Below are 24,956 nucleotides of genomic sequence, written 5' to 3' on the forward strand. Positions count from 1 at the left end.
TTTTTGATTAAAAAAAAACTTCCCCGTTGGTTAGACCGAAGAAGTTTCTATATATTTTACCCCATAACAGTCTTAAGCGCTGCGCCTACAACACAGGAACATCATATTATTTTTAATCATGGTTGTTTTGTTCATATCACAAATATATAAAGTATATAGGATATATAGTCTTTATGGATGAAATTATTTTATATATTTTTAAGAAAGGGCTATAAACCTATAATACAAGCTACTGTAACTAGAGAAAGCTTATGAATTTTACAATAGAAAAACCGATTATAGCCTAGCTTTGGAAAAACTTATGGAAATAAAGTAGTTGATAAGTGATGGCATTAGACCAGTAATCCCAGTTGTGGCTGCCAGGGCGAATAATAAAATCATGAGGAATATTATTATAGAGCAGTTTCTCATGAAATTTCAGGTTAACCTGGTAAAAGAAATCGTCTTTTCCACAATCAATAATCAGAGAAAGTTGATGTTTACTGAGCAGGGGCAACATCTCGGTTACGCTGTTTGCGGTCCATCTCTCCGGGTATTGAGCATAGGTTCCCAAACGTTTAGAGATGTTCCAGTTGTCAGGGAAAGGTCGCAGGTCAAGCCCACCACTCATGCTTCCGGCAGCGCCAAAAACATCCTGATGTTTAATCGCCAGGGAAAGCGCGCCATGTCCACCCATACTCAGCCCGGTAATGGCCCGGCCTTTTCTGGAGGCTATTGTTTTATAATGTTGATCGATCCAGCTCACCAATTCTGAGCTAACATAAGTTTCATATTTCCAGCCGGAGTCTTCCGGGCTGTCCAGATACCAGCTGGATACATTTCCATCGGCGCAAACCAGTATCATATGAAATTGGTCGGCAACATCTTTAATGGCCGGAATATTCTTGATGTAATCGTTATAGCTTCCTCCATGACCGTGCAAAAGATACACTACAGGAAAATGAGACTGACCTTCATATCCATCTGGCAAAACAACCACGGCCTTGATATTTTTCTTCATGGAGGGACTATAGGTAAGAGCGGTATCTACTTTTGCGGCCCATAATGATGTTGTTAAAAAAATCAGCAATAGTGTTCCAAAGAGTTTGTTCATAGCAAGGGTTCGGTTTATTTTGGTTAAGATATAAAATAGGTTCAAATTTTTAAAAAAAAGCATTGACCATCTGCATTAAACGACATTCACTACCTATTTTAGAAATTACATTCTTTTTTAGGTTATTAATTTTTTTTTCGTAAAAATAAAGAACACATTTGAAAGGAACCAATTCTTTTCATCATGAATTTTGTAGTAAAAACCACTGTATTCGCCTTAACGGTAATCATTTTTTGGGAAACCGGTTGCAGAAAAATTACGCCTTCGGAAGAAAAACCAATCGTCGTTCCTACGGTAAACAACAATCAGTTATTTATTCCTGTTAAGCTGGAATCTCCCAAACAGCAGATACAGTTGAAATACCTTGAAAACTCTAATATGCTCCTTTCTGCAGAAGATAATACGGGCAGAAAAGAGCTGATCAAATACAACAAAAACAAATTGGCTTCCGGCTTTGAAATCTACGAAAACAACCAGATTGTTTATTCATCTGATTATTTTCGGGATGCCGGTGGCAGGGTAAATACCATTAACCAATTTAAAATAAGCGGCCCTGCATTTACGCCTATTGGTCATCTATCGATCGGATATGATTCTGGTAACCGAATATCAGAAGTCAGCACCTTTGACTTGCATGATCGGCTATTGGAGCATAAAATTTATACTTATGACCAGCAGGATAATCTGATCCGTACCGAAATTGAAAAGCCTTCTTTAAAATCAGAGACCTGCATTTGCACTTATGATCAAAAAAAGGGACTGTGCAACGCTGTCCCAAATGCGCTCCTGTTTAATCTAGAAAGCCAGTACAAATTCCTTTTCTATTCGGTTACAGGCAACTTATTAAGCAAAACCGCTATATCCACTGACAAAGGTTATACCTGCAGTTACGCATACAATTCGCAAAATTATCCTTCAAAACAGACCTTAATGGAAGGCGGCCTGACGACCACCTTCACCCTGACCTACAAAACCCTTCCCTGATTTATAAGTTTACAAAGGCTGTTGGAAGACCGGCTGATTTGACGCTTGCTACACTTTTTCCTCCATTTGTCTTTACCCGGATAATGGCGCGGCCATTATAGAGCTGAACTTTTCTGGAACCGGTTGATGTTCCCTGGTCCTGGATCAGGCTGCCATCACCGGTCAAAGAGAATTCCACCAGGTTCATCGCATCCAGACAAAGGACACCTTTTGAATCAAAAGCTTTAACTTCCAGTGTGGCTATTCCGTCCTGTTCTCCCGCTTTCTGGAGCACAAATTTAGTTGGCTTAGACCATTTATCACTTTGGTATTCCTGTTCTATCTGATCGGTCACTGTTGTTTTTCCTTTTTTGGCAACCACCTTAAAGGTATATTTTCCTTTTACCATGGGCACCTGCCAACGCAAACCTGCAGCTGGGAAATTCTGACTATTGCGCTTTTTCACACCGTAACTTTTGCCATTCACAAATAACTCCGCCTCATCACAGTTGGAATACACCTTAACCATTTTTTCTTCTCCTTCCTCACCCCACCGCACTGGCCAGCTGTGACCGTAAATGTGTGCCATAGGCTGGGTTGTCCAGTAAGACTGAAAAACATAGAAAGCTTCTTTCTTTGTGAAGTCCCTTTCTATAACACCCTTCTGATTTACATAGGGAACCGGGTTTTCCGGCCTCACAGGGGTAGAGAAATCTTTAAATGGCCAGTAAGCTGCCCCGCTTAACCAAGGCATTTTTTCCTGCTCCTTCAAGTGCCAATCGATCAGATTACTAATATAGCTTTCACTCCAATCACCATCTTTAGATACCCTTGCTGCACCACCATAAAGTGAGGCATCTCCGGCACGTTCATCTGCTCCGCCACCAATTTTAATTTTGCTTAAGGCATTGTCCGGGTTCTCCGAATGTCTTCTTGCATGACTGTCGCCACCCCATTCTACGTGTAAAAAATGATCTACTTTATTAAATTCCTCTTCACTTACTGCTTTATATTCTGTGTAATTTCCGCGGTACCAGCCTGCCCAGATGGAGGGAGAATACACATCGACTATGTCTTTACAGAAGTCACACCTTCGGATGGCGGTTTTTCTGGAAGGATCCAGCTGATGGGAAAGGTCGTTAAGTTCCTTCATAAATGTCCTGATTTTCTGCTGATCAAACTCCGGGAAATCACCCGGCCAGTCGTTCTCATTTCCCATTCCCCAAATAATGATGGATGGGTGATTGTAATGCTGTTCTACCATATGGGTCAGCATCCTTTTGGCCTGATCCTGATAGATCTGTCCACCCAAACCACCTCTGCACCATGGAATTTCTTCCCAGACCAGAATGCCCAGACTATCGCACAAGTTGAGCACAATTCTGGATTGCTGATAATGACCAAGGCGAATAAAATTTACGCCCATTTCTTTCATCATCCTGATTTCCGTCCGAATCATATCTTCGGTCATCGCGGCCGCAACATCAGCATGATCTTCATGACGGTGCGTTCCGCGCAGTAGCAATCTTTTGCCATTCAGCATGAACGGCCCCTTTTTTACAAACTCAAAATTCCGGAAGCCTATCTTTTCTTCCTTTTTCACCGTTTCTCCGTTGGCTGTTATACTTAAGTTTACCGTATACAACTGAGGAACGTCGGGCGACCAAAGCTTTGGCGACTTGACCTGGATATTGCTCAACAAGGAGTCGCTTTTAAACGTATTCAATTGCTTATTAAAATTATAAACCACTTTCCCAGAGGGATTCTTCACACTAATCTTGACCATTGCTGAAGCAATCTGATCAGGATTGTATAATCTGGCTTTAATATCCAATTTACCATTTTCTCCTTTTGCATCCACCTCCGCATGGGCAAACAGCTTATCAACCGACAAAGCTGGGGTATAAACCAGATTTACATATCTATAAAGACCTCCGTACACATTAAAATCCGATAAGTTAGAAGGAATCATTTCCAAGTCTCTGGAATTGTCGCACCGAATGACCAGGGGAACTTTACCTTTAAACTGGGTCTGAAATTCAGGCCTTTTTTTAAAGGCTTCGACAGCCTCGGTCAGATCGGCGGTCCATTCATCATAGCCACCCGTATGTTCGACTACTTTAGTGGTATAGAGATATACTTTTGTTTTCTGGCCGGCACCTTCAAAGTGAAGCAGGGTCCGTCCTTTTGCATAAGGATTATTCACATCCAGCAAAATGCGGTACCAGCCTGGGCCCTGATAGTAATTTACATCGGGATCTACGGCATCATGTGCATTAAAACAATGTGGCAGATTTACTTTTTCCCAAATTGGCAGGCTTTCCGGATTCCCCTCTTTAACGGGCCTTACAGCTTCCCAGATTCCCCCCAGGTCTCCTTTAAGATATTCCCAGTTTTGGATGAGTCGTTTGGAGGATTGTGCATGAAGTAACGGACTGCACAGGATCAATAAGATCAAAAGTAAATTTCTCTTCAACATAAAGGTTATTTGGCTACTATTAAATGCCTAATTTCAGGAATTAGGGGCATAAATCTCAAAGTTAACCAAAGTGTTACCACAACACTCTGTTAAATTGGCAAAAGATTCAGTTTTTACAACCTATTTTAGGGGCCACAAAATATTTTATAGATTCCATTCCAATATAATGCCTCTTTGTTCCTAAATTACAAAGGTTATTTGCAAAAGGATAGTTATGTACAGCTGCCAATGAAATGGGATTAAAAATTGTAAAATTTATATTTTTTGGAAACTACTTTGTTGGCCTGCTTGCTCTCGCCTTAACCATTGAATCCACCCTCCAGCTAAAACTGCCTTTCAATTCTTTATGGTACTATATCCTGATTTCCCTGGTCCCGGTGGTGTACTACACCTATGCTTATATGGGGGTCAATAAATTTGCTTCTGACCTCAATCCAAGATCAAAATGGTATTCAGAACATCAGCCTACTGTAAAGTTGAGTCAGTTAATTCTGGGCTCAGCCAGTATATTGATCTTCCTCTACCTGTTCTTTCATAATTTTTACGCAATTTTTCATCTTCCGATCATTTACTGGATCATTGTATTTGTCCTGCTGCTGGCCGCAGTATTATATTATGGTCTGCTCCCTTCCTATTTTTTCAACCTCAACTTAAGAAACACGGGCTGGTTAAAGCCTTTTGTGATTGGTTTTGTTTGGGCTTGTACAGCCAATATCGTACCGCTGGTGGTGCTTAGAATCGAAACAGGCATCAATGGAGCAGAAGGCGTTTTCTGGATATGGCTCTTCATGAAGAACTGGATGTTCTGTACCGTTAATGCCATCATGTTTGACATGAAAGATTATGCGATTGACGCCAACAGGGAGCTGAAAACCTTCACCGTTAGAATGGGCTTGAGGAAAACCATTTTTAATGTATTGATTCCTTTGCTGCTGGTTGGGATGCTTTCTCTATGCATTTTTGCTTACCTCAAACATTTCTTGCTGATGAGTGTCGTCTTAAACCTTATTCCCTTTGTACTGACCACAATTGTAGCCTATTCAATGAACAAGCGAAAAAATATCCTCTTCTACCTGATCGTCATTGATGGATTGATCTTGGTGAAAGCATGTTGCGGAATAGCGGGGGTATTGATCCAGTAAAACCATTTTTGCACAGTATTGTTATGTAAAAACTATGGAACCATTTGACATCCAGATCAACATTTCAGGAAATATAACCACATTGCTGGTTTTTCCAGATCCTTATGAGCCGATCTATGAGGTTTATGAAGACAAAAACCGCCTTGGTGTGGTTTATAAAGACACCGATAACAACAACTGCTGGTGTTCTGATGAACCCATACCAATGGAAATCATTAATCTCATCGGCAAACAGATCGACGCCTATGAAGCCCCCGCAGAAGGTATTTAGCCGAAGACAGATTTCGCTTTCCGAATGGCTTTCTCCAGGTCAATCCCCTTACCAAGTACACCTTTAAACAAGTCTCCTTTTACTTTCAACCGGTCTATGGCATTGAAAATCGTAAAATCCTGCATTTTTAAACCAGGTTTTACTTCGTCCCAGTGCAGCGGCATAGACACTGTGGCTCCAGGTTTAGGGCGAAGAGAATAAGGGCCGGCGATAGTTGCTCCCGGCCGGTTTTGTAAAAAATCCAGATACATTTTTCCTTTTCTGTTGGCCACCATTCTTTCCAGACTGGTATATTCCGGAATTTGTTTATGGACCAGATTCACAATGATCCGGGCAAACATCTGGCTTTGGTCGTAGGTGTATTTTGCGCCCAAAGGAATATAAATATGCATACCGGTTGATCCAGATGTTTTACAGAAGGAAGGTAGGTCGATAGCATCCAACACCTCTTTCACCTCAAGCGCTGCAGCAACGACCTGATCAAAGGTATTCTTATCCGGATCCAGATCTATGACACAATAGTCGGGTTGATCGGGAGATTCTACCCGACTGAACCAGGGATTCATTTCGATACAACCCAGTGAGGCCATCCACAGTAATGTTGCCTCATCGGCACCAACCAGATACTCCTTTTCCTCTCCTTCACTGGTGGTATAAGGAAAGGTCTTCGCCCAGTCTGGTGCCGTATTGGTCACATCTTTCTGGTAAAATCCTTTTCCATGAATGCCTCCGGGAAAGCGGTTCAGTGACATTGGACGGTCTTTCAGGTAAGGTAAAATATATTCAGCAACCTGGTAATAATAATTAAACAGGTCTCGTTTACTTACTTTATCTTCAGGCCAATAGAGTTTACTCAAATGTGTAAACTTCAATTCATGCCCGCAGATCTTTCGAACCTGCGTTTCATCTTTAGGGTTCAACAGGGTTTTTCTTTGTTTGTTTTTTGGAGGTGTTATGGCTTCCTGATGCCTATCTGTAGCTTCTTCTTTCACAATCTTTTCTGTTTTTTCCAAAATATCTTCTTTCGGCGCTGCGGTTTCCCGCAGCACCTCTCTCGCTTTCTTGTCTATACGCATCCCTTTAAAAGAAGGATGCCGGAATACCCCATCAGAAGTCACTTCTGAAAAAGCAACCTCACAAACCAGTTCCGGCTTTAGCCAAGTGGCTTTGGCATTTGGAGGGTTCGGCCTGAACCTTGAAGGTTTATTGACATCAGGGAGTTCTTCAAAAGGGCTTTTATCTGTAATTAAAGGTTTAAATTGAGCCATCATTTCCTTTTGCAACTGATCGTTGAACCCAGTACCCACCTTCCCAACGTACTGGAGTTTACCATTTTCATAAACACCCAACAACAGGGAACTGAAGGCTTTAGGGGTATTGGCATTCTTTGTGTAACCTGCAATCACTACTTCCTGCCTTTTATGGACCTTAATTTTGACCCACTCCTTTGAACGGTAGTTGTAAGAATAAGTACTGTCTTTTTTCTTTGCAATAATTCCTTCAAGCCCCATTCGCTCTGCAGCCGCATAGAAATCTATACCTCTGGCATTAAACACTTTGCTCAAACGTACCCGGTCGTCCTGTTGCGGTAAAATGGTCTTCAAAATATCCTGACGCTGGCACAAGGGCAATTCTCTCAGGTCTTTACCATCATACCACAGCAGATCAAATACGTAATAAACCAGTTCTCCGTCAGCTTCACTTCTCCAGTTCTGAAGATCTCCAAAATTAGAAACCCCTTTATCATTTAAGACCAAAACCTCACCATCCAGTACTGCATTCATCTTCCAGCCCTCCAGCAAGTCACGAATCGGGTAAAATTTATCGTTAAAACTTTTCTTATTTCTAGATAGGAGTTCCACTTTTCCGTTATTCAGGTAAGCCAAAGCACGGTATCCATCCCATTTTACTTCATATTGCCAATCAGGATCATCAAAAGGTCCATCGACCAGGGTAGCCAGCATAGGTTTCTGGGCTGTTGGAAATTTCATTTTTGCCGTACTTTTTAGCTGGGCTTTTACATCCTTTTGATTGCTGTGCCAGATCTGGTCACTGCTCTTCTCCGCCTGGGCAATGGTTTTATTGGAAATCACAGATTTATCTTCTTTAGTGATGTCCTTCACCGATGCATAATCATCATTATGCTTGATCAGCAACCAGCTGTTCTCCGCCATTCCATGGGTTTTCACCAGGGCAAATTCACCTTGTAACTTTTCACCATGAAGTTTAAACTTCAATGAACCTGCTTCCAGCTGTTTGAGCAGAAATCTTTCCTGGGCCTTTTTTCCTTTAATTTTTTCTATAGGTTCGTAGGTACCCTGGTCCCATACAATTACAGTTCCTCCTCCATACTCCCCTTTTGGGATCAGTCCTTCAAAATTCCGGTAATCAAAGGGATGATCTTCTACCATCATGGCCAGACGTTTGGTCTTAGGGTCTGTAGAAGGACCTTTAGGCACCGCCCAGCTTTTCAGTACACCATCCATTTCCAGCCTGAAATCATAGTGAAGCCGGCTGGCATCATGTTTCTGAATAACAAATGAAAGTTTTTCCCGATCCTTACTTTTTCCTGATTCAGGCTCTTTCGTTTTACTAAAATCGCGCTTGGCACTGTATTTTTCCAGACTCATATCCCTGTAGGTTTGACTGCAGGGTTAACAATCTAAAAAATGATATGGTTTAGAATTTAATAAAAACCAGGTTATTAAACCTTTAGACCATCACTTCACTGGGTAAAATTCCGAAGTAACGTTTAAAAGCTTCCGTTAAATGACTCTGATGGTTAAATCCAACGGCCGCAGCCACCTGGCCTATACTTTTCCGTTCCTCCAGAATCAGCCTCCTCGCTTCTTCCATTCTTAAACGAGTCACATAACCATAAATGGTCGTTCCGTAATACTCTTTAAAGCCCTTTTTCAACTTAAATTCATTTAGAGTTACCTGTTTAGACAACTCAATAATGGTTGGCGGATATTGGTAGGTGGCATCCAGGATATCCCTGGCATGTTCAATTTTTTTGAGGTCATCCTGCTTGATCAGGTACTTGTCTACTTCCGTCCCTGAATGCATCTGTTCAAGTTGTAGCATCAGCAGTTCCAATATTTTGGCCTCTGTATGCAGTCTTTTCAGTTCACCTGTTCTTTTACACTCACAGATATCATTGATCACCCTCTTCATTTCCGATGTAACGGAGAGATCTTTGGCTGCAAACGAGCTATACTTTCCTTTAAGGATTTCCTTTACAAACTCAGAATGCAACAGGGAGTGCTGATCTATCAAATGAAAATAATATTGTTTGGACATCACCAGCAAAAAATATTTATACTCCAGCTCCGGCATCATTGGATACTTTCCCTTTAAGGAAGGAATATAACGGATATTGTGCCGGCTGCCTGTTCTTCTGTTGTTTTTGGGCGCATTCTTTTCCATGGAGGAAGAAGATCCGTAGAAAATAAACTGGGAGGTAATCGCTTCACCTTCTACTTCAGAAATGACCTTAACGTGCTCATTAAATTGCATGGTAGAGTGCACAAGGAATAAACCACCGGCACTGAGCTGATAGTTAACCAGCTTTTCTGCCGGCAGGCTTTTAATATTAACCTGTTTCTCGGACAAAGGCGTATGAGCCACGTAGAGTTCGGGAATTTCTTCTATAAAAAGCCATTCATCTGATCCCTCTATTTTCGATTTGATCTTCATCTTTAATTCTTATTTACGCATCAGCTGATAAACCTCATTCATATAAATAGCTTCATCTATCGCCATTTTAAACTCCTCAAATTCCTCTTCTGCAAAAGCGAAGCAGATGTCATGATTGGGCGTATTCAACACAATACGTTTCTCACCATTAGGAAATGGCAAGCTATTATCTTCAAAAGGCAAACTGTTCACAACTTCTCTAAATAAGAGAAAAGCCTCTTCTGTAAAATTCAGCAGTAAATTATTATGCCATAAGTAATATACTCCGCAGCCTGCACAACTGCTCAATACCGTGTTTCCCCTGGTGCTTAATACCCTTGTCTTACACATATCATTCTGTTTTTATAAGTTTCATTTCCTGTTTGATCATGCCGGAAAAAAACGGGCCATTACCAGACAGCCTTTGTACGCTGGGCCTTAACCCATATTTTTGTTTAACAACACTGCTTTGCTGGCTATTCGGCCCCGATTCCGTTTGTCCGATATCCTGTAAGGCGGCCTGCAGGCTGGATTCCTGAGGGTCTCCGAAGTTATGTGTTACGTCATCATCTGCAGCAATGTCAGGAATAAAGCCATCAAAATAATCGCTGTTTCCTTGTGCATTTTTGATCAGAAAGCCTGCTGTATACAGGTTGTACTGATCTATTTTAATGCCGAAAAAACCAACAGGTTTTCCATAGGTCTGGCTACCGATCAGTTTGACTTTAAAATAAGGTTTTAAAATATTGATCAGCATTTCACTGGCGGAGGCCGTTTCATTGCTAATTAAAAAATAGATATTCTGAAGGGTCTGCAAACTTCCAGCCTTACTAAAGCGATAAGTATTCCCTGTTGTAGAAAAGTCCACATCCGCATAAGTTGCCCTTCGCCCATTTAAATAGACCGCTTGTCCGTTTCCATCAAAATAGAGCTGATTTTTCAGGAGGGTAGCTTTTCCCTGTTGCATCAAACTGTTGTATTGTTCGCTGCACATCACCTTATTATTTAGTGCACTTGTTGCCAGCAAATTGGCCAGATACCTGGCTGTTTCCACATAGCCTCCATGGTTGTAACGAAGATCTATGACCATCGTTTCTATATGACCACCGACAGCAAAATCAGCAAAGTTTTTATTTAACCCCTCTTTTGAGCTACTGAGCGGCGCAAAATGCCCATAGGCAAGATAAGCAACAGGTTTGTTTGCTACGCGAAGTAATTGTGCATCTAAAACCGGATCACTACGGTAGGAAGCCTTTTGAAGCTCGACAGCTACCGGTAGTCCTTCTTGCCTGAGCAGGTCCAGTGTCAGAGAGGCTCCATCCAAGCCAGCCAGTAAACTTGCAGAAGAAGCCGCTGTTCCGTTCACAAATCTGACCTCATCTCCCCGTTTTATACCCGCCATGGCGGCCGGAGAATTAGGATATACCAGTTTCACGTAGAATTCCTCTCCAAATGAAGCGAACTCCAGCCCAAAACCATAACCATTTCCCTCTGTATCCAGGCTTGCGACAACGCCTTTATTCCCTGTATACAGATCAATAAAAGAGTATTTTGGTACACCGGGCAATGCACCTTTTTCAAACGGGAAACCTGATGCAGTATTGATCTTGTATTGGCTGAAGGCATATAATGCCGCTTTAAAATTTTGAAGATCTGTTGCGCCGCTGGTAAATCTTCGTGGATTGAATACGGAATAATCGGGCAAGGCATCATTCCATAAATAAGTTTGCCTGGCATACAGGTAAATGGAGTCGAGCGTAAAGGCCGTTCTGCTGCCTGTTGTTGGGGAAACGGGAAGTTCAGTTTCTATAACAGAAGTCTTCTTACAGGCAAAGAACCCTGTAAGAAGTAACAAAAAGAGCCCTTTATACCTCGGCTTCACCATCCTTTTTTAAATCTTCACCTCCTCAAAAACTTCTGCAAAGCGGCTAAAAGTTTCATTGGCTGCATGAACGGCTAATTTTTCCTGTTCTGCATTTGTGGCTTGCTGATTTAAAACGGCTACAAAACTCCCCCATTTTTGACCAGTTGCTTCTCCGTAACCAGAGAAAAAAGAAACACCTTTAGTAATTCCACCTTTTTCCAGCATTTTTACAATGATACTTCCCCCCATGATAGAGCCTTCCATCACATATAATGCGCCAAGAGCCTGTAAATGATTGGTGATTTCCGGAAGGTTTATCGTTGCAGGCTCATTGATCTGACCACCAAGTTCTTCTATATCCCTTTTAAGGTAAGAAGAATTTCGCCTGTCTTTGTAGTCCGGCAGCAATTCTTCAGTAATATAAGGTGCAATGGCTTGCTCTACCTGGCTAAAATACGTGTAAAAATGATTCAGGAAATCAGCGTAATCTTCATTACTCCTGATGGCCTTCAATTTTTGTACGACTTGTTTTTCTAAACTTAAATGCGATTCTTTTGTCGCTTCTTTGATGGTTGTACTTAACATATCTTTTTATTTATTGTTTATAGTCTAAACTGGGATTTATATAAAATATTATTCTGTAATGATAATAGGAGAAATTGATCTTGGAGAAACGAGACTTCCGCTGATCTTAGTTGCCTCATGGTCATAATACACTGTAGGAAGATAAAATTCACCCGTAGAATGCTCTGTTGGTATATCAACCACGAGTCCCTTACCATCGGCAGCAACACTTACAATGTCCAATATATTAAAACCATCCAAAGAAATTAAGGTAATCGTATTACCGGAAAGATTACGAAACGGTAAAGTAACCCTTGTCCCTCTTTTGACCTTTATTGGTTGGGCACTGGGATTAAAGATATATGGAGGTGCAAAATCTGCTTTATTAATCGTAATAAAATCTGTTTTACTCCTAACAGACTTATCACCGGTCACAATTTTTAATTTGTATTTGCCTGGTGCAGGAAGATTGGTTTGATCGTAGGTATCTACAAAAAGATTTAACGCTGTTCTCCCGAGATCAACAATCATCAGCCTTATTTCCTGACCACTTCCATCCACCAGATAAGCCTTTGTTTTTTCCAGATCCGGAATAAGGTAGTTGACTCTCCCATTTAAGTTGATCTGGTCGTATTGTTTAGTCGCTAAGGGGCTTTCATCGTTCAGTTGAGGAGGAGCCTGATTGTTGACCACCTTAAGTTTATAGCTTGCTGAAGTTCCATTTTGAGCAGTTACCGTATAGGTCAGACCATCCTTCAAAGCGACTTTCTTTCCAGAAGCGGGAGATATTTTAGCCCGTTCTGCCACCACAATTACCGGGGCAATAGAATCTGGTATATTGGTATATCCCGGCCAGTAAAGCGTAAGTGTATTCTGATCGATAGCTATACTGAGCTCACCACCATTTACCGCGGGTACAGTAAATGATTTGATCTCAGTAAATGGGTAGTCTATTTCATTTATTGTTTTTTTACAGGAGGAAAGGCCTAGTAAGACCATCGATGCAGCTGTAAATAATAGGCATTTTATAATATTCATTTGACTGAAATTTGGGTTATTTTACCGTTATTTTAACAGGGTATTTAAGCGTAACAGTCTTACTGTAAAAACGCACTTTTATCTTGTAAACACCGGATTTAAAATCCGTAAATGTATTCGTCTGTAAATTGTATGTTAAGGCTGAGCTTGTCGCAAAAAGCTTATAACCACTATTGTTATTAATTACAAATTCTTTTTGGGCTTCATCAATTAATGTGATTTTGATGAGAGATCGATCCAGCTCAATATTTCCTGAAGGAATATCACCCGACCAGGGTATGTATAATGCGGGATTGTCAAATCGGCTAACCACCAATTCTGTAGTTTCTGTAGCAGTACTGATCTCTTCCAGTTTAAAATCTCCCTGCTGTACTTCGATGAGCAATTTATAGGTAGATTTAGTCCCGTCTTTACCCGTTACGGTATACGATATATTTTTATTCTGATCAAATAGATCAAGAATATTTTCGACAAGAGTTCCACTTGCCGGACTGACAGCAGCTCCCTCAGAAACCTTAATATCCGGCTGTAGAACAGTCAGGTACAAATAATAAGGCAAGTACAGTTTAATGGTTTTCTCCGTTTCATTCACTACGCCTACTAGCGGATCTCCAGATACATTCGTAACCTGGTAAGACAGGATCCTGTTTTGCGCCTGAGCTGGTGGTTCAACCGTCTCCGTTTTTTTACAGGAAATTAGAAGAATACCTATAACCAGGCTGGATATGACTTTTAGTAATTGTTTAAATTTCATTTATATTGACATTTATAGTATTAATAACTGCCGGAAATCTTAATTCCCGGCAGCTGACTCTGTTCAATCAAATATTTATGTGTTTATAGAATGCTTACAACAATCTTTGGTAGTCAAGACTGTAGAAAGGATAATTGGTAGCATACGGTGTGCCTGCTGGCGTGGCATTATAATAAATGCTGTTGATCCTTACTTTATAATTTGCACCACCCGCTATTTTTGAAATCAATATAATCGTACGGTTAGCCACAGCAGTAACTTGATGATTACTGATCACGTAATTGTACCATCCAATTGTAGTTCCGGTGTTATATCCGATCACTCCGCCGGTCAATGCTGTTCTTGACGTAGATCCACTAACCGATCCAAAGGCCACATCAGTATAATAAAGATCAAACTTGTCACTGTTTACTACAAAATCACCAGTTGCTGAACCCTGGAATTTAAAATCATAAGTAGTTGAATTTCCTCCATCGCTGTTCACTATGCTATAATAATAAGTACTGGCTTTTGAAGCCCATTTCGTCGTATCCGTTAAATCAGCAACGGTTCCCTGGTGGAAATTACGCACATTATATACGCCCGATACCAGAGCAATGGTTCCTTTTGTAGTAGCCTCTGTAAAAGCAGTTGGTGTACTGGTTACAGGTGAAACGGCAAGACCATTAGCTGTGCTAAGCTTTGCATCAGCTGGTACAGTAGAATTTTCTTTTTTGCATGAAGCAAGGACACTTAATGTTACAACGGCAATTGCCAGGGTTTTGATGTTGAAATTTTTCATTTTTAATGGATTTTCGCCACCTTTGCTCTTTGTCAGCAAATTGGCTGGTAAATAAAATTTGTTTAGTGCAGGAAATAGATAAGTCTATGCCACCGTTGATTTGCGATTGAGGTGAGCCGTAGTATTATTTATTTTCTGCATTTGTTGTTTGTAGGATGATATAATTATTTAATTGAACACGATTTTATGGGAATCTTTACTTGATGTTAAGATCCTTTGAACCATTCTTCTGAATGGCGAATTTAAAATTGATGAAACCGGGCTTATTACTCCTTGTCGGATTTTCCGGAGCATCTTTGTACAAGCTATAAATGACTACTTTCGCATAATTTCCTTTTGCGGTTCGCACCAGTATTGTACGAGGCAAAGCATAAGCAACGTGTTGTTTAGTGTCTCCAGGTGCATCAGGAAACAGTTCGCCGTAGAAATCATACCAGGCCCAACCGTCTTCACTTCCCTGGAAATGATCCAGTTGTACAAAACCATTGGTTAAATACTGGTCATCGCTCACGGCTGTAGTCACAGCATTGAAAGCCTGATCAAAAAGGCTTCTTGACGGAATGCTTTTGATTTTCTTATTGACCTTGTCATAATATTGTGCATCTATAGCTTCATTCTGAACCAGATACAATCCACCCTTACCAGGTCCACCGTAACCAACAGAATACTGCGCAGAACCATTATTTGCAGATAAACTACTGTTATAAGTGCCCAGAAAAGCAATATCCCAGTTCGCCGTTTGCCGCTCAGCCTCAGGAACAATTCTGTTGGTCTCCAGGCTATAATAGAATGTCTTTGCTGTACTGTTTCCATTGGTAGCCGTGTCCAGGCTAATATTAACAACCGTATAAATGCCCGTAGTCACTTCTTTAGCGGGTTCTCCTTTTCTCGGTATTTCTTCCGGCGTCGCCTCACTCCCTTTTGAGCAGCTCAAGACCAGTAAAGGGAGCCCAAGTGCCAGGTATAATAATTTGTTTGTTTTCAATTTCATATATGATCAGATTATTCGTTCGTTTTTAAATTTCTGCTGCCATCTTCCTGTACAAAATACCGGAAGGTAAAATAGGGTGCTGGCCAGTGCAGATCAGAGACTACTGCTGGATTTCCCTTGTAAATATTCAGCAATTCCAGTTTAGCATATTTACCTTCTGCAGTGAGCAATATGAATGTTCTGTTTTTTACCGGAATGGAAATATGCGTCTTCAGATCGTAGAAGTACCAGCCCGAATTGTAAGGCTGGGGATATTTATCCCAACCCACAAAACTGAGGTTGTTTTTTTTCATCTCTTCTGCAGAAGGGGCTTCCTCCACCAATTTATAAGGTAAGTTTACAGAGATGATCAATCCTTGTCCAGGCCCCCCGTAACCAGGGCTTTTCCTGTCCGTTCCATTATTGATCACCACCATAGAGTTATATACCCCCGTAAAACCAATGTCCCAGCTCAGTGTTCTGGCATTTCCCACTGTATCGGTTATTTTCTCCTTCCTTTTAAAATTAAAATACCAGTCTTTAAAGGGGCGTTTCACCTTTCCATCAATTCCGTCTGCCATAGAAGCACCGATATCACCTTCCAAATCATTAATTACAGTACTCTTTCCATCCTCCAGATCTGGCCGGTCTTCTTTTTTAGTGCATGCAGTAAAAATGCTACCCATCACCATTATTGCAGCTATCAGCGTTGTATTTCTCATGACCTGTCTATTGGTTTATCTGTTATATTTTTAAAAAACCTCCAGCTCAGCCCCAGTACAATTGCCCTGCCTTGTTGCGCTGGCATCAGCTGTTCTCTGTAATCCATGATATTATCTACCGAGAACTGCAACTGAAGATGTTTTTGATTAAGCGTTTTCTGTACAGCCCCGCTCAGCAGGAAAAAAGCGCGAACGAAAGTATCATAAGGGTCCAGAAAATTATTTGCCCTGTTGGCTTCCATAAATCCGTATTTACTCCTGTAATTCACCCTGAAAGATCCTGACCATCCCGTTTTCTCTTCGGCATAAGTAAATTTAATATTGGCCATATGCCTGGATCTGTTGTTCATTCCTACGTAATCCTTCCGGGTAGATCTTCTCATATCATACAATGCTGGATCATAGACCAGGGCATAAGGTCCGGTACCCGCTTTAATGGAGTCAACCACTCCTTTATCTACAGCATACAACAGCTGATAGCCAGCAGATATGTTCAAAGATTTACTGAGGCTCCAGTTTAATCCGATCTCCGTACCCGCCATGTAGGCACGGGCTATATTCATGTAGGAATACACCTGCTGACCATTTGTTTTCAGCGCCACCTGTTCAGAGTTAATAAAATTCCTGAGGTCATTATAAAATACATTCACATCCAGTTTAACTGAACCCAAAGGTGAATAAGTAAAACCTCCGCTATAAGAAACCGAACGCTCCGGCTTCAGGTTTCCGATCTGCCTGGCAATAGGGAAAACATTTGTAATCTGTCCTGCATCTTTAAGGATCTGAATCTCCCGCCAGAATTCTTCAGCACCAAGCACGGTATAACCCGTCTGCACATTGGTGAATACCAGATAAAGCTGTTGGAAATTAGGTGTCTTAAAGCCAGTACCTACTGCGGCTTTCAGCACCAGGTTCTTCATCGCCTGGTAACGCAATCCTGCACTTGGATTTAACTTTGCCCCATACTTATCATGATCATCATAACGAGCTCCTCCGATAAACGAAAGCCGGTTAGACAGTTGCCAGTCTATCTGACCATAAGTAAAGTAATTGGTCATACTCTTCGAAGCCCGGTACGCATTATTGTCTAACAATTCATAAGCACCGCCGGCACCTGCAGTCAGTTCTATACCAGGCGATAATACCCGGGCACCCTGCACTTCAAAACGGTGCAGATATTGTTCAAACTGATTACCAGGAATCAAACTTCCACTGTTCAAGTCTGTAATGCTCTGATTGGTCTGATAACGGGTAAGATAATATTGAGTTTTTAGTTTTGTACCATCATTAAAGTTCGTATTGAGCGCAACTGAACCATTCAAATCATACTCGTCGAGTACATCCTTGCTTGGCATTACACCATAGGAAACTTCATTTACCGAATGTCTGGCAACATAACGTCCGTTAAAATTTAAACTACTTTTATCCGTCATCAGATACCGGCCGCGGCCCTGTAAAGCATAACTATCAAAAGGAGGTGCAGTTTTACCTTCTTTCAGATAGGGATTAGAATTAAAACCGTCGGTCCGGTAATAATTACCAGAAAAATAAGCAGAACCTCTTTTACCAGCAAAGGGTGTCTCCCCTTCCATTGTTGCGTCGATCATTTTAAAGCTACCATAATGTAAAGCAGCCATTCCCTGAGGCTCGGTAATATTTTTACGGGTAACAATATTAATGACCCCGGCAAGGGCTTCACTGCCAAACAAACAGGAAGAAGCCCCTTTAATGATCTCTATTCTTTCAATATTTGATACGGTAATTCTGGACAGATCGAAATTTCCGTTATTCCGGCCAACCATAGGCTGCCCGTCAATCATAATCATGGTGTAACCACTGTCAAAACCCTGCATTTGCAGGCCAACAGCCCTGCTTCCCGAACCAATATCACTCACAATGGCCAGACCAGTCTGTTCTTTGAGCACTTCATCCAGTCTTCTGCTACCCATCATTTCTATGTCTTTCCGGGTAATGACTTGACTCGGCATGGCTGTCCTCATCATGTCAATTAAATTATCCGGATTGTGATGTGCTCCGGCAATCTCCACTTCGTCGAGTGCCTTATTGCCCGCCTTTAACCTGATCGTTATTGATTTATTTTTCCCCGCTTCGACCTCTATTTCCTCTCTATGGCCTTCATATCCAATTGCAGTCACCGTAAGTGTATAGGTACCCGCATATAAATGCTCCAAGGTAAATCTTCCTTTCGCATCACTAAGTGCCCTTTTATGATCAGGATCTACTGTAATTGCAATCCCCTGCAAAGGAACCCCTGCCTCATTAATAATGATTCCGCTTATTTTGCCTTTCACTTCCGCAGCACAGAGTGACCGCGACACAAAAGCAAACAACAACAACAATCGATACTTTACAGGGATGAGATTAAGCATTAATACAGTTATTTTTAATCAGTCTAAATAAGACTACAAATATGATTACATTTGTCAATATTCAAGCAACGCTAACGGGATTTTTTTTAACTATTTCGGGATTGCATTAACGGATTCGGGATTAATCAAGTGTAAAACAGAGGCTAAAACAAAAAAATACTGAAAACAGAAAACAAACTAAACAACTATAAACAAGCCAATTAAACACAAAAACAATGATAAAAAACCGCTCTATACCAGATTTTTCAACAGTTATACCGATTACGGTAATGCGCATAAAATTATTTGGAATCATTTTAATTAAGACTTCCTTTGCATATGAATTCATTGCAAAATCTCCTAAAATGACTAAAATTTCTCTCCTGTTTTTCCTGATGACTCTTGGTATTACAACCATGGCTCAGCCCCCAAAACGGATCATCACTTTAAGTGGGGCACTTACTGAAACGGTTGATGCATTGGGCTCAGGCGCCAAAATTGTGGCCGTAAATGTGACCAGCACTTATCCTGCATATATCAATAAATTACCCAGAGTGAGCCAAACCAGAAGTGTCTCTGCCGAATCCCTGCTTTCCTTTTCTCCAGATCTTATCCTTAGCCCTGAAGGTACCATCAACAAGGCTACTGAATTTCAATTAAAATCTGCGGGAATCAACGTGATCACTATTGCCCAGGAATACTCCGCCAAAGGGGCAACAAAATTCGTACGTCAGGTTTCCTCTGCAATCGGGGCCCAAACCAAAGGAGAAGAATTAGCTATACAAACAGAACAAAATCTAAACAAAGCACTCGACGCGGTAAAGAAAAACCCCAAAAAGCCAAAGGTCTTGTTTATATATGCCCGTGGCACAGGCGTAATGATGGTTGCTGGAAAGGACACCAGTATGGATGCTATCATCAGACTGGCTGGAGGTAGAAATGCAGCAGAAGGCTTTTCTAAGTTTAAGCCCTACACCACAGAGGCCTTGATCAATGCAAATCCGGATCTGATCCTCCTGTTTGACTTTGGTTATAAAAGTCTGGGTGGAATGAACAGCATCCTGAAAATGCCTGGCGTAGGTTTGACCAATGCAGGAAAAAACAAGCGAATTGTAGAAATGGATGGAGAATTGCTGGTCAATTTCTCTTCCCGCTTACCTCAGGCTATTCTTCAGTTAAACAGCAAATGGTAAAAAGGAGGCTGTTGTTGTATATTTTCCTGGTTGCTGCACTTTTTATTGCAGCTGCTTTTTCCATGAGTCTTGGTGCGGTAAAGATCCCGGTAAAGGAAATTTTCCTGATCCTTGGCAAGAAAGCCGGCCTATTTACGCAGTACACCGTCTCTGAAAGATATGAAGGTGTGCTTCATATCGTGCGTATTCCCCGGGTACTACTGGGTTTACTGGTGGGTGCTGCCCTTGGAATTTCAGGTACAGCCATCCAGGGCATTTTCAGAAATCCGCTTGCGGAACCCAGTTTGATCGGAATATCTGCGGGCGCATCCCTCATGGCGGTTATCATTATCGTTATGGAAATTTCTTTGTTCGCAGGTCTAAGTAATTTACTGGGTTATTACCTGCTCGTTTTCGGTGCTTTTGCAGGTGCAGGCCTTGCAGCACTTCTTGTTTATCAAATTTCCAGAACAGAAGGAAAATCAAATGTGGCCACCATGCTCCTGGCAGGTATTGCCATCAATGCGCTGGCTGGTGCGCTCACAGGATTGATTACTTTTGCTGCCGATGACCAGCAACTGAGGAACATCACTTTCTGGATGCTGGGCAGTCTGGCAGGCGCGACCTGGGAAACAGTGCTATCCATCCTGCCTTTCATCCTCGTTCCTCTTGCACTACTGCCCCGCATGGGCAAAGCGCTTAACACCTTTGCCCTGGGTGAAGTTCAGGCCAGTCAGCTCGGTTTAAAAGTCAATTCCGTAAAACGCAATATTGTTATCCTGGCTACCATGGCAGTGGGCGCATCTGTCGCCGTTTCAGGTATCATCGGTTTTGTCGGTTTATTGGTTCCACATACGATAAGACTTATTATTGGCGTTGATCATAAACACGTATTGCCTGCATCGGCACTACTAGGCGCATTGATGTTAACCCTGGCAGATTTATTATGCAGAACACTTATTGCTCCGGTAGAGCTTCCAATTGGAGTGATTACAGCACTGCTGGGTACACCTTTGTTTCTGTATATATTAATTAAAGACAAAAAGAAATTCGCCCTATAATATGCTGACTGCAGAAACCATAACCTATCAAATTGGCCAAAGATCCTTACTTAAGGATATTTCTTTCAGTGTCCGCCCGGGGGAGTTGCTGGTGATACTGGGAGCCAACGGTGCCGGAAAATCGACTTTACTTCGCAACCTGAGCGGAGAGCTGAAGCCGCTGAAAGGTACCATTCAGCTAAAAGGTAAAACGATCAGCAGTTATTCTACTAAAGAACTGGCCATGTTGCGGGCAGTAATGAATCAGCAAAACATCGTCAGCCTACCTTTTTCAGTTGCTGAAATTGTAATGATGGGCCGTTATCCACACTATAAAAATCACCCTGCAGAGACAGACCTTCAGATTGTTGAAGAAGTTACCCGTCTCACAGGCATTTCCGATATGACAGAAAGATCTTATCCAACACTATCCGGAGGAGAACAACAAAGGGTACAACTGGCACGTGTACTTGCCCAGGTATGGAATATCCCGAACGCTCTTTTGCTCATGGATGAACCAGTAGCAAGCTTAGACATTCAATACCAGCAACAGACGCTTGCCATTGCAAAAAATCTCGCCCGACGGGGATTTATGGTCATCAGTGTACTGCACGACATCAATCTGGCAGCCCAATATGCAGACCGGATCCTGATGCTTAAAAATGGCAGAAAATGGTATGACGGAAGTGCTGCTGAAGTTTTAACAGCCAAGAACATTTACGAGATCTTCGAAATAGATTCGGATGTATATACCAATCCCCGAACACTCAAACATTTTTTTATTCCCAAAGATGTACGAATTAATTCTATACCATGACAACAAATGAAACCACCAACCAGGAAAAGAAGCATCCGCTATTTAAATGGCTAAAAAAAATAGGCTTATGGGGCTTTCTCTTCTTCCTTTTGAAAGGGATTGTATGGCTCATTCTAGGCTATTGGGTAATAAAATAAAGCCTTATAAGAAGAAGGTCTTATAAGGCTTTACAAACCAGCAAAAAGCCAGTCAATTATTCTGCGATCAGCAGCAGGCCTTTTCCTTGTTCAATCTTTACCGGCTGTCCTGAAGTGTAACTTGCAGCATGCTGGAATTTATCAATTTCCGGAGCGTGGAGTTTTACCTTTTCCGGATCAATTCCAAGCTTAGCCCAGTCTACCTGCAAATTGACCTCCACATCTTTATCTGCCCAGCTGGCCAGGGCAATCATAGACTTCCCTTTGTTTTTATAAACAGTCGCCAGTACAGCAGACTCCCCCGTTTTTACCGGACAATTGTCGCTCCAGTAGCCAATCATCTCCGATCCTTTTAAACCAAAATCACTCCAGGCTTTCCATAGCGGTTTAGGATCACTTCCCTCAGACCATCCCAACCTGCTGGTCATTCCGTAGATCATTCCTCTCCAAGGATTTCCATCGTCCTGAAGCATCTCTCCCATTAAACCAAAAGGAATCCCGCTTACTTCCGTTAAAAAGAAATCAGGACTGTTTTTTTGATAATCGAAATATTCTCCAAACCACAAACGGTTCAGGTAAGGAAAATGCTCCATGTATAAAATAGCACTGTTATTGAAACCATCACTTTTGTTATACTGATTTGCCGAATGCAAATCAATAATACCCGGATGCCCGTTTGAAGTCAACACCCTTTTGATCCTTTTCATCGTAATCCGATCAAAAGCCACATCGTCCAGATAAATCCCGTCAATCCCTACATTGTTCACCAGCCAGTTCATGCCCTCCACATAATAGTTATGCCAGCGGTTCATTCCACTATTGATAATAGCCGCATCTTTAATTTCAGGCACAAACCAGGCAGCAATATAATTGCTGTCAAGATGCTCCTGCAACCAGCTAAAGCCTCCCCCAGGTCCGGGAGAATAAACTTCGGTCCCTAAACTTCGCAAAGCAGGCAATTCATAAGCATGATTCGAAAGTTCCCGCACCGTATTGTAAATCTTAACTTTTAAGCCCTTTGAGTGTGCCTCATCAATATAGGTTTTCATTTTTTTAGACTCTATAAAAGGATAATTAATCCAGGGATTGATCGGTGTCGCATGATGAATATTCACCACTGTAGCTCCAGTCGCTTTAATAGCATCCAGGTCATTATATTTATGATAAAACCGGTTGTCCCACTGAAAATCAGTATTGATCAAATGAAAAGGTGTGATCAACAAGTTGAAATTATAATACAAAGACTCTCCCTTTTTCATAGACCTGCTTCCGGTATAATTATCAGACAAAACAGACTTACCCTTCAGGTTAATTTGTATCCCCCCCTTGTTTTCATTTCCCCAGGAAGCAGGCAACAACAAAGGTTTCTGCAAATAGAAATTAGTATTCAGCGGGCGGCTATATTTCTCATCCCTGAGGTTATAATACAAACCCGCATTTACTGCTCCTATCCAGGCCGCATCCTGATTTTTATGGGCAACATCCCATTTCCATTTCACGGTGTCTGGTCTGCGTCCTCCCTTTTCTCCCAAGCCCATTAAATACTTTGCAGCACTCTTATCAAAGGGAATGTGAAAATTCACATTGCTAAAATCTATATCCCTAAGCGCGGTTACTTTAATAACATAATGTACATACCCATCAAATTCCAGACTGCCCTCTATATTCATTTGCACATTTTCAGAAGTATTGACTGCTGTCCATTTTACCGTTCCCGCTTCTTTGCTGATGAACTTAAAATCTGATGCTATGAACTTCTCTTCCTTTTTATCACCTGTATGAAAATGAAAATGGATGGGTTCTGCAAGAATATTATGCGCAGTCTCCGAATAACCCGTCATCTCACTGTTGAAAAAGGTTTGAATCTGTTTAGGAAAACCGTCTTTATTGACTTCCAGTTTTCTGCCCAGTAATGATATCGTATTCCCCTGTACCGTCAGCGGAGTATATGGCGCAACGACTGTATTGCCCTGTGCCATTGTTGAATTTAACCAGGTCAAACGGGTCTGTTTATTTGGTTCGTTTACGCCATGATCTTTACTTTGCTGAGCAGTAACAGTAATCTGAACCGGAACAGTCTGAGGCTTTTGTTCCTCCGCTGTCACCGTAAAAATCCCTTTATAAACACCAGCAGTCTGACCTTCCGGAATATTGATCGTACACCACATCGACTGGATCTTGCCAGTGGAAAGCCCTACATGCTTCAGTAAGGGCTTCGCATCATAAGTAGTTCCCTTTGTATTGATACAGTTCATTACACCTGCAGCAATAGACTGACCTTTCGCATTTTTCAAATCTGCAAACCGGATTTCTATATTTTTCAAATCTTTCAGCGCATAGATGCCTAATTGCAAGACATAATTCTCTCCTTTATCAGCCACGCCAATAAAAGAACGCTTATCTTTCTTTTCTATCCAGCGGAAGGGCAAGTCATTTTCCATCTTAACGGGAAACATCCGATCTTCCGGAAACACCACAAATGCCTTACCACTATTTTGTTTCTTTAAAACTTCAGTTTCCTGTTGAGTAGCAATCACTTCCATAGGAAAAAAACTATTAAAAGCATTGACAGACTGAATTTCCAAAGCCTTTGCATTTAAGGGCACCGAAGCTGCCTTTGATAACCACTCCTCATCTGCAGTCTTTACCGGTTTCAGATACACCCCCTTGGGATAATTATCCCGGCCTTCATTTTTATATGGCAGGTAATAGATATAGTAATCTCCAGAACCTTTTGCCGCATCAAACCAGATTTCACCATGTTCACGGGTAATATCCTTCACAAGTACATTCGGAATTCTAAGCCCCCCCGCATCGGTCACAAAAATTGCTTTCTTCTGAGGATTCTGATCTCTCCTTCTCCAATCCACTTTTACATGAGCGGTACCCGGCTGGCCACTATAACGTACCAGAACCCGATGGTTCCCCAGAGAATCAGCATTCCAGCCATCATTAGAACTGGTATATTTTAAAGTTTGCGCCTGAAGTCCTGTTCCGGTCAACAGCATACATACAGCTAAAAAAGTTAATTTCATTTGGATTATATTCTTCCCTTAAAAGTAAGAATGTTTTAGAATAATCCCCGGTATAGCCCCTGCATTC

At 41.5% G+C, this 24,956-nt stretch carries 21 protein-coding genes; 7 read left to right on the top strand and 14 right to left on the bottom strand.

The window, feature by feature from the left end:
- Nucleotides 1-283: 283 nt before the first annotated feature.
- Nucleotides 284-1,093, bottom strand: coding sequence for an alpha/beta hydrolase family protein (locus DBR11_RS02415; protein WP_108550045.1), 810 nt, complete (start codon nucleotides 1,091-1,093; stop codon nucleotides 284-286).
- A gap of 183 nt (nucleotides 1,094-1,276) precedes the next feature.
- Here DBR11_RS02415 and DBR11_RS02420 point away from each other — a divergent pair, with 183 nt between their 5' ends.
- Nucleotides 1,277-2,077: a hypothetical protein gene (locus DBR11_RS02420; protein ID WP_108550017.1), complete on the top strand. Its 801-nt coding sequence runs from the start codon at nucleotides 1,277-1,279 to the stop codon at nucleotides 2,075-2,077.
- Between the two features lies 1 nt (nucleotide 2,078).
- Here the strand turns inward: DBR11_RS02420 and DBR11_RS02425 are convergent, their stop codons facing one another.
- Nucleotides 2,079-4,535, bottom strand: a complete 2,457-nt coding sequence (locus DBR11_RS02425; RefSeq protein ID WP_108550018.1) for a glycoside hydrolase family 2 TIM barrel-domain containing protein — start codon at nucleotides 4,533-4,535, stop codon at nucleotides 2,079-2,081.
- Nucleotides 4,536-4,768: 233 nt separating this feature from the next.
- Between DBR11_RS02425 and DBR11_RS02430 the strand changes: the two genes are divergently transcribed.
- Complete coding sequence (locus DBR11_RS02430) at nucleotides 4,769-5,677, top strand: hypothetical protein (RefSeq protein WP_108550019.1); 909 nt, start codon at nucleotides 4,769-4,771, stop codon at nucleotides 5,675-5,677.
- Between the two features lie 34 nt (nucleotides 5,678-5,711).
- On the top strand, nucleotides 5,712-5,948 hold the full coding sequence (locus DBR11_RS02435) for a hypothetical protein (protein ID WP_108550020.1): 237 nt from the start codon (nucleotides 5,712-5,714) through the stop codon (nucleotides 5,946-5,948).
- Here the strand turns inward: DBR11_RS02435 and ligD are convergent.
- The 11 genes from ligD to DBR11_RS02490 form a co-directional block, all read right to left on the bottom strand.
- Nucleotides 5,945-8,578: a DNA ligase D gene (gene ligD / locus DBR11_RS02440; RefSeq protein WP_108550021.1), complete on the bottom strand. Its 2,634-nt coding sequence runs from the start codon at nucleotides 8,576-8,578 to the stop codon at nucleotides 5,945-5,947. The two genes, DBR11_RS02435 and ligD, sit on opposite strands and share 4 nt — an antisense overlap.
- Before the next feature lie 82 nt (nucleotides 8,579-8,660).
- Nucleotides 8,661-9,647: a helix-turn-helix transcriptional regulator gene (locus DBR11_RS02445; RefSeq protein WP_108550022.1), complete on the bottom strand. Its 987-nt coding sequence runs from the start codon at nucleotides 9,645-9,647 to the stop codon at nucleotides 8,661-8,663.
- Nucleotides 9,648-9,656: 9 nt separating this feature from the next.
- Complete coding sequence (locus tag DBR11_RS02450) at nucleotides 9,657-9,977, bottom strand: DUF6686 family protein (RefSeq protein WP_108550023.1); 321 nt, start codon at nucleotides 9,975-9,977, stop codon at nucleotides 9,657-9,659.
- 1 nt (nucleotide 9,978) lies between these two features.
- A complete protein-coding gene (locus tag DBR11_RS02455) occupies nucleotides 9,979-11,511 on the bottom strand; it encodes a S41 family peptidase (RefSeq protein WP_108550024.1) in 1,533 nt (510 codons plus the stop codon).
- Between the two features lie 6 nt (nucleotides 11,512-11,517).
- The gene (locus DBR11_RS02460) at nucleotides 11,518-12,075 is read right to left on the bottom strand and encodes a biliverdin-producing heme oxygenase (protein ID WP_108550025.1); all 558 of its coding nucleotides are present in this window, start codon (nucleotides 12,073-12,075) and stop codon (nucleotides 11,518-11,520) included.
- Between the two features lie 48 nt (nucleotides 12,076-12,123).
- Nucleotides 12,124-13,092: a hypothetical protein gene (locus tag DBR11_RS02465; RefSeq protein ID WP_146186440.1), complete on the bottom strand. Its 969-nt coding sequence runs from the start codon at nucleotides 13,090-13,092 to the stop codon at nucleotides 12,124-12,126.
- 16 nt (nucleotides 13,093-13,108) lie between these two features.
- The gene (locus DBR11_RS02470; protein ID WP_108550027.1) at nucleotides 13,109-13,846 is read right to left on the bottom strand and encodes a hypothetical protein; all 738 of its coding nucleotides are present in this window, start codon (nucleotides 13,844-13,846) and stop codon (nucleotides 13,109-13,111) included.
- A 94-nt stretch (nucleotides 13,847-13,940) separates the two neighbouring features.
- Nucleotides 13,941-14,627: a hypothetical protein gene (locus DBR11_RS02475; RefSeq protein ID WP_108550028.1), complete on the bottom strand. Its 687-nt coding sequence runs from the start codon at nucleotides 14,625-14,627 to the stop codon at nucleotides 13,941-13,943.
- A gap of 196 nt (nucleotides 14,628-14,823) precedes the next feature.
- Nucleotides 14,824-15,618, bottom strand: a complete 795-nt coding sequence (locus DBR11_RS02480) for an HmuY family protein (RefSeq protein ID WP_108550029.1) — start codon at nucleotides 15,616-15,618, stop codon at nucleotides 14,824-14,826.
- An 11-nt stretch (nucleotides 15,619-15,629) separates the two neighbouring features.
- Entirely contained in the window at nucleotides 15,630-16,319 is a 690-nt protein-coding gene (locus DBR11_RS02485) for an HmuY family protein (protein WP_108550030.1), read from the bottom strand.
- The gene (locus tag DBR11_RS02490) at nucleotides 16,316-18,709 is read right to left on the bottom strand and encodes a TonB-dependent receptor (protein WP_108550031.1); all 2,394 of its coding nucleotides are present in this window, start codon (nucleotides 18,707-18,709) and stop codon (nucleotides 16,316-16,318) included. Before DBR11_RS02490 ends, DBR11_RS02485 begins: the two co-directional genes overlap by 4 nt.
- Nucleotides 18,710-18,924: 215 nt before the next feature.
- Between DBR11_RS02490 and DBR11_RS02495 the strand changes: the two genes are divergently transcribed.
- The 4 genes from DBR11_RS02495 to DBR11_RS02510 are packed head-to-tail and all read left to right on the top strand — an operon-like array spanning nucleotide 18,925 to nucleotide 21,854.
- Nucleotides 18,925-19,881 carry a hemin ABC transporter substrate-binding protein gene (locus DBR11_RS02495; protein ID WP_233260620.1) on the top strand — a complete coding sequence of 319 codons (957 nt, stop codon included), beginning with the start codon at nucleotides 18,925-18,927 and terminating at the stop codon, nucleotides 19,879-19,881.
- Nucleotides 19,875-20,921, top strand: coding sequence for an iron ABC transporter permease (locus DBR11_RS02500; RefSeq protein ID WP_108550032.1), 1,047 nt, complete (start codon nucleotides 19,875-19,877; stop codon nucleotides 20,919-20,921). Before DBR11_RS02495 ends, DBR11_RS02500 begins: the two co-directional genes overlap by 7 nt.
- 1 nt (nucleotide 20,922) lies before the next feature.
- Nucleotides 20,923-21,717 carry a heme ABC transporter ATP-binding protein gene (locus DBR11_RS02505; RefSeq protein ID WP_108550033.1) on the top strand — a complete coding sequence of 265 codons (795 nt, stop codon included), beginning with the start codon at nucleotides 20,923-20,925 and terminating at the stop codon, nucleotides 21,715-21,717.
- Complete coding sequence (locus DBR11_RS02510) at nucleotides 21,714-21,854, top strand: alanyl-tRNA synthetase (protein WP_108550034.1); 141 nt, start codon at nucleotides 21,714-21,716, stop codon at nucleotides 21,852-21,854. The genes DBR11_RS02505 and DBR11_RS02510 overlap by 4 nt, the downstream gene beginning before the upstream one ends.
- A 56-nt stretch (nucleotides 21,855-21,910) precedes the next feature.
- Here the strand turns inward: DBR11_RS02510 and DBR11_RS02515 are convergent, their stop codons facing one another.
- Nucleotides 21,911-24,889 carry a glycoside hydrolase domain-containing protein gene (locus DBR11_RS02515; protein WP_108550035.1) on the bottom strand — a complete coding sequence of 993 codons (2,979 nt, stop codon included), beginning with the start codon at nucleotides 24,887-24,889 and terminating at the stop codon, nucleotides 21,911-21,913.
- Between the last annotated feature and the right edge of the window lie 67 nt (nucleotides 24,890-24,956).

Origin of the sequence: Pedobacter sp. HMWF019, assembly GCF_003061025.1 — a bacterium.
GTDB lineage: Bacteria > Bacteroidota > Bacteroidia > Sphingobacteriales > Sphingobacteriaceae > Pedobacter.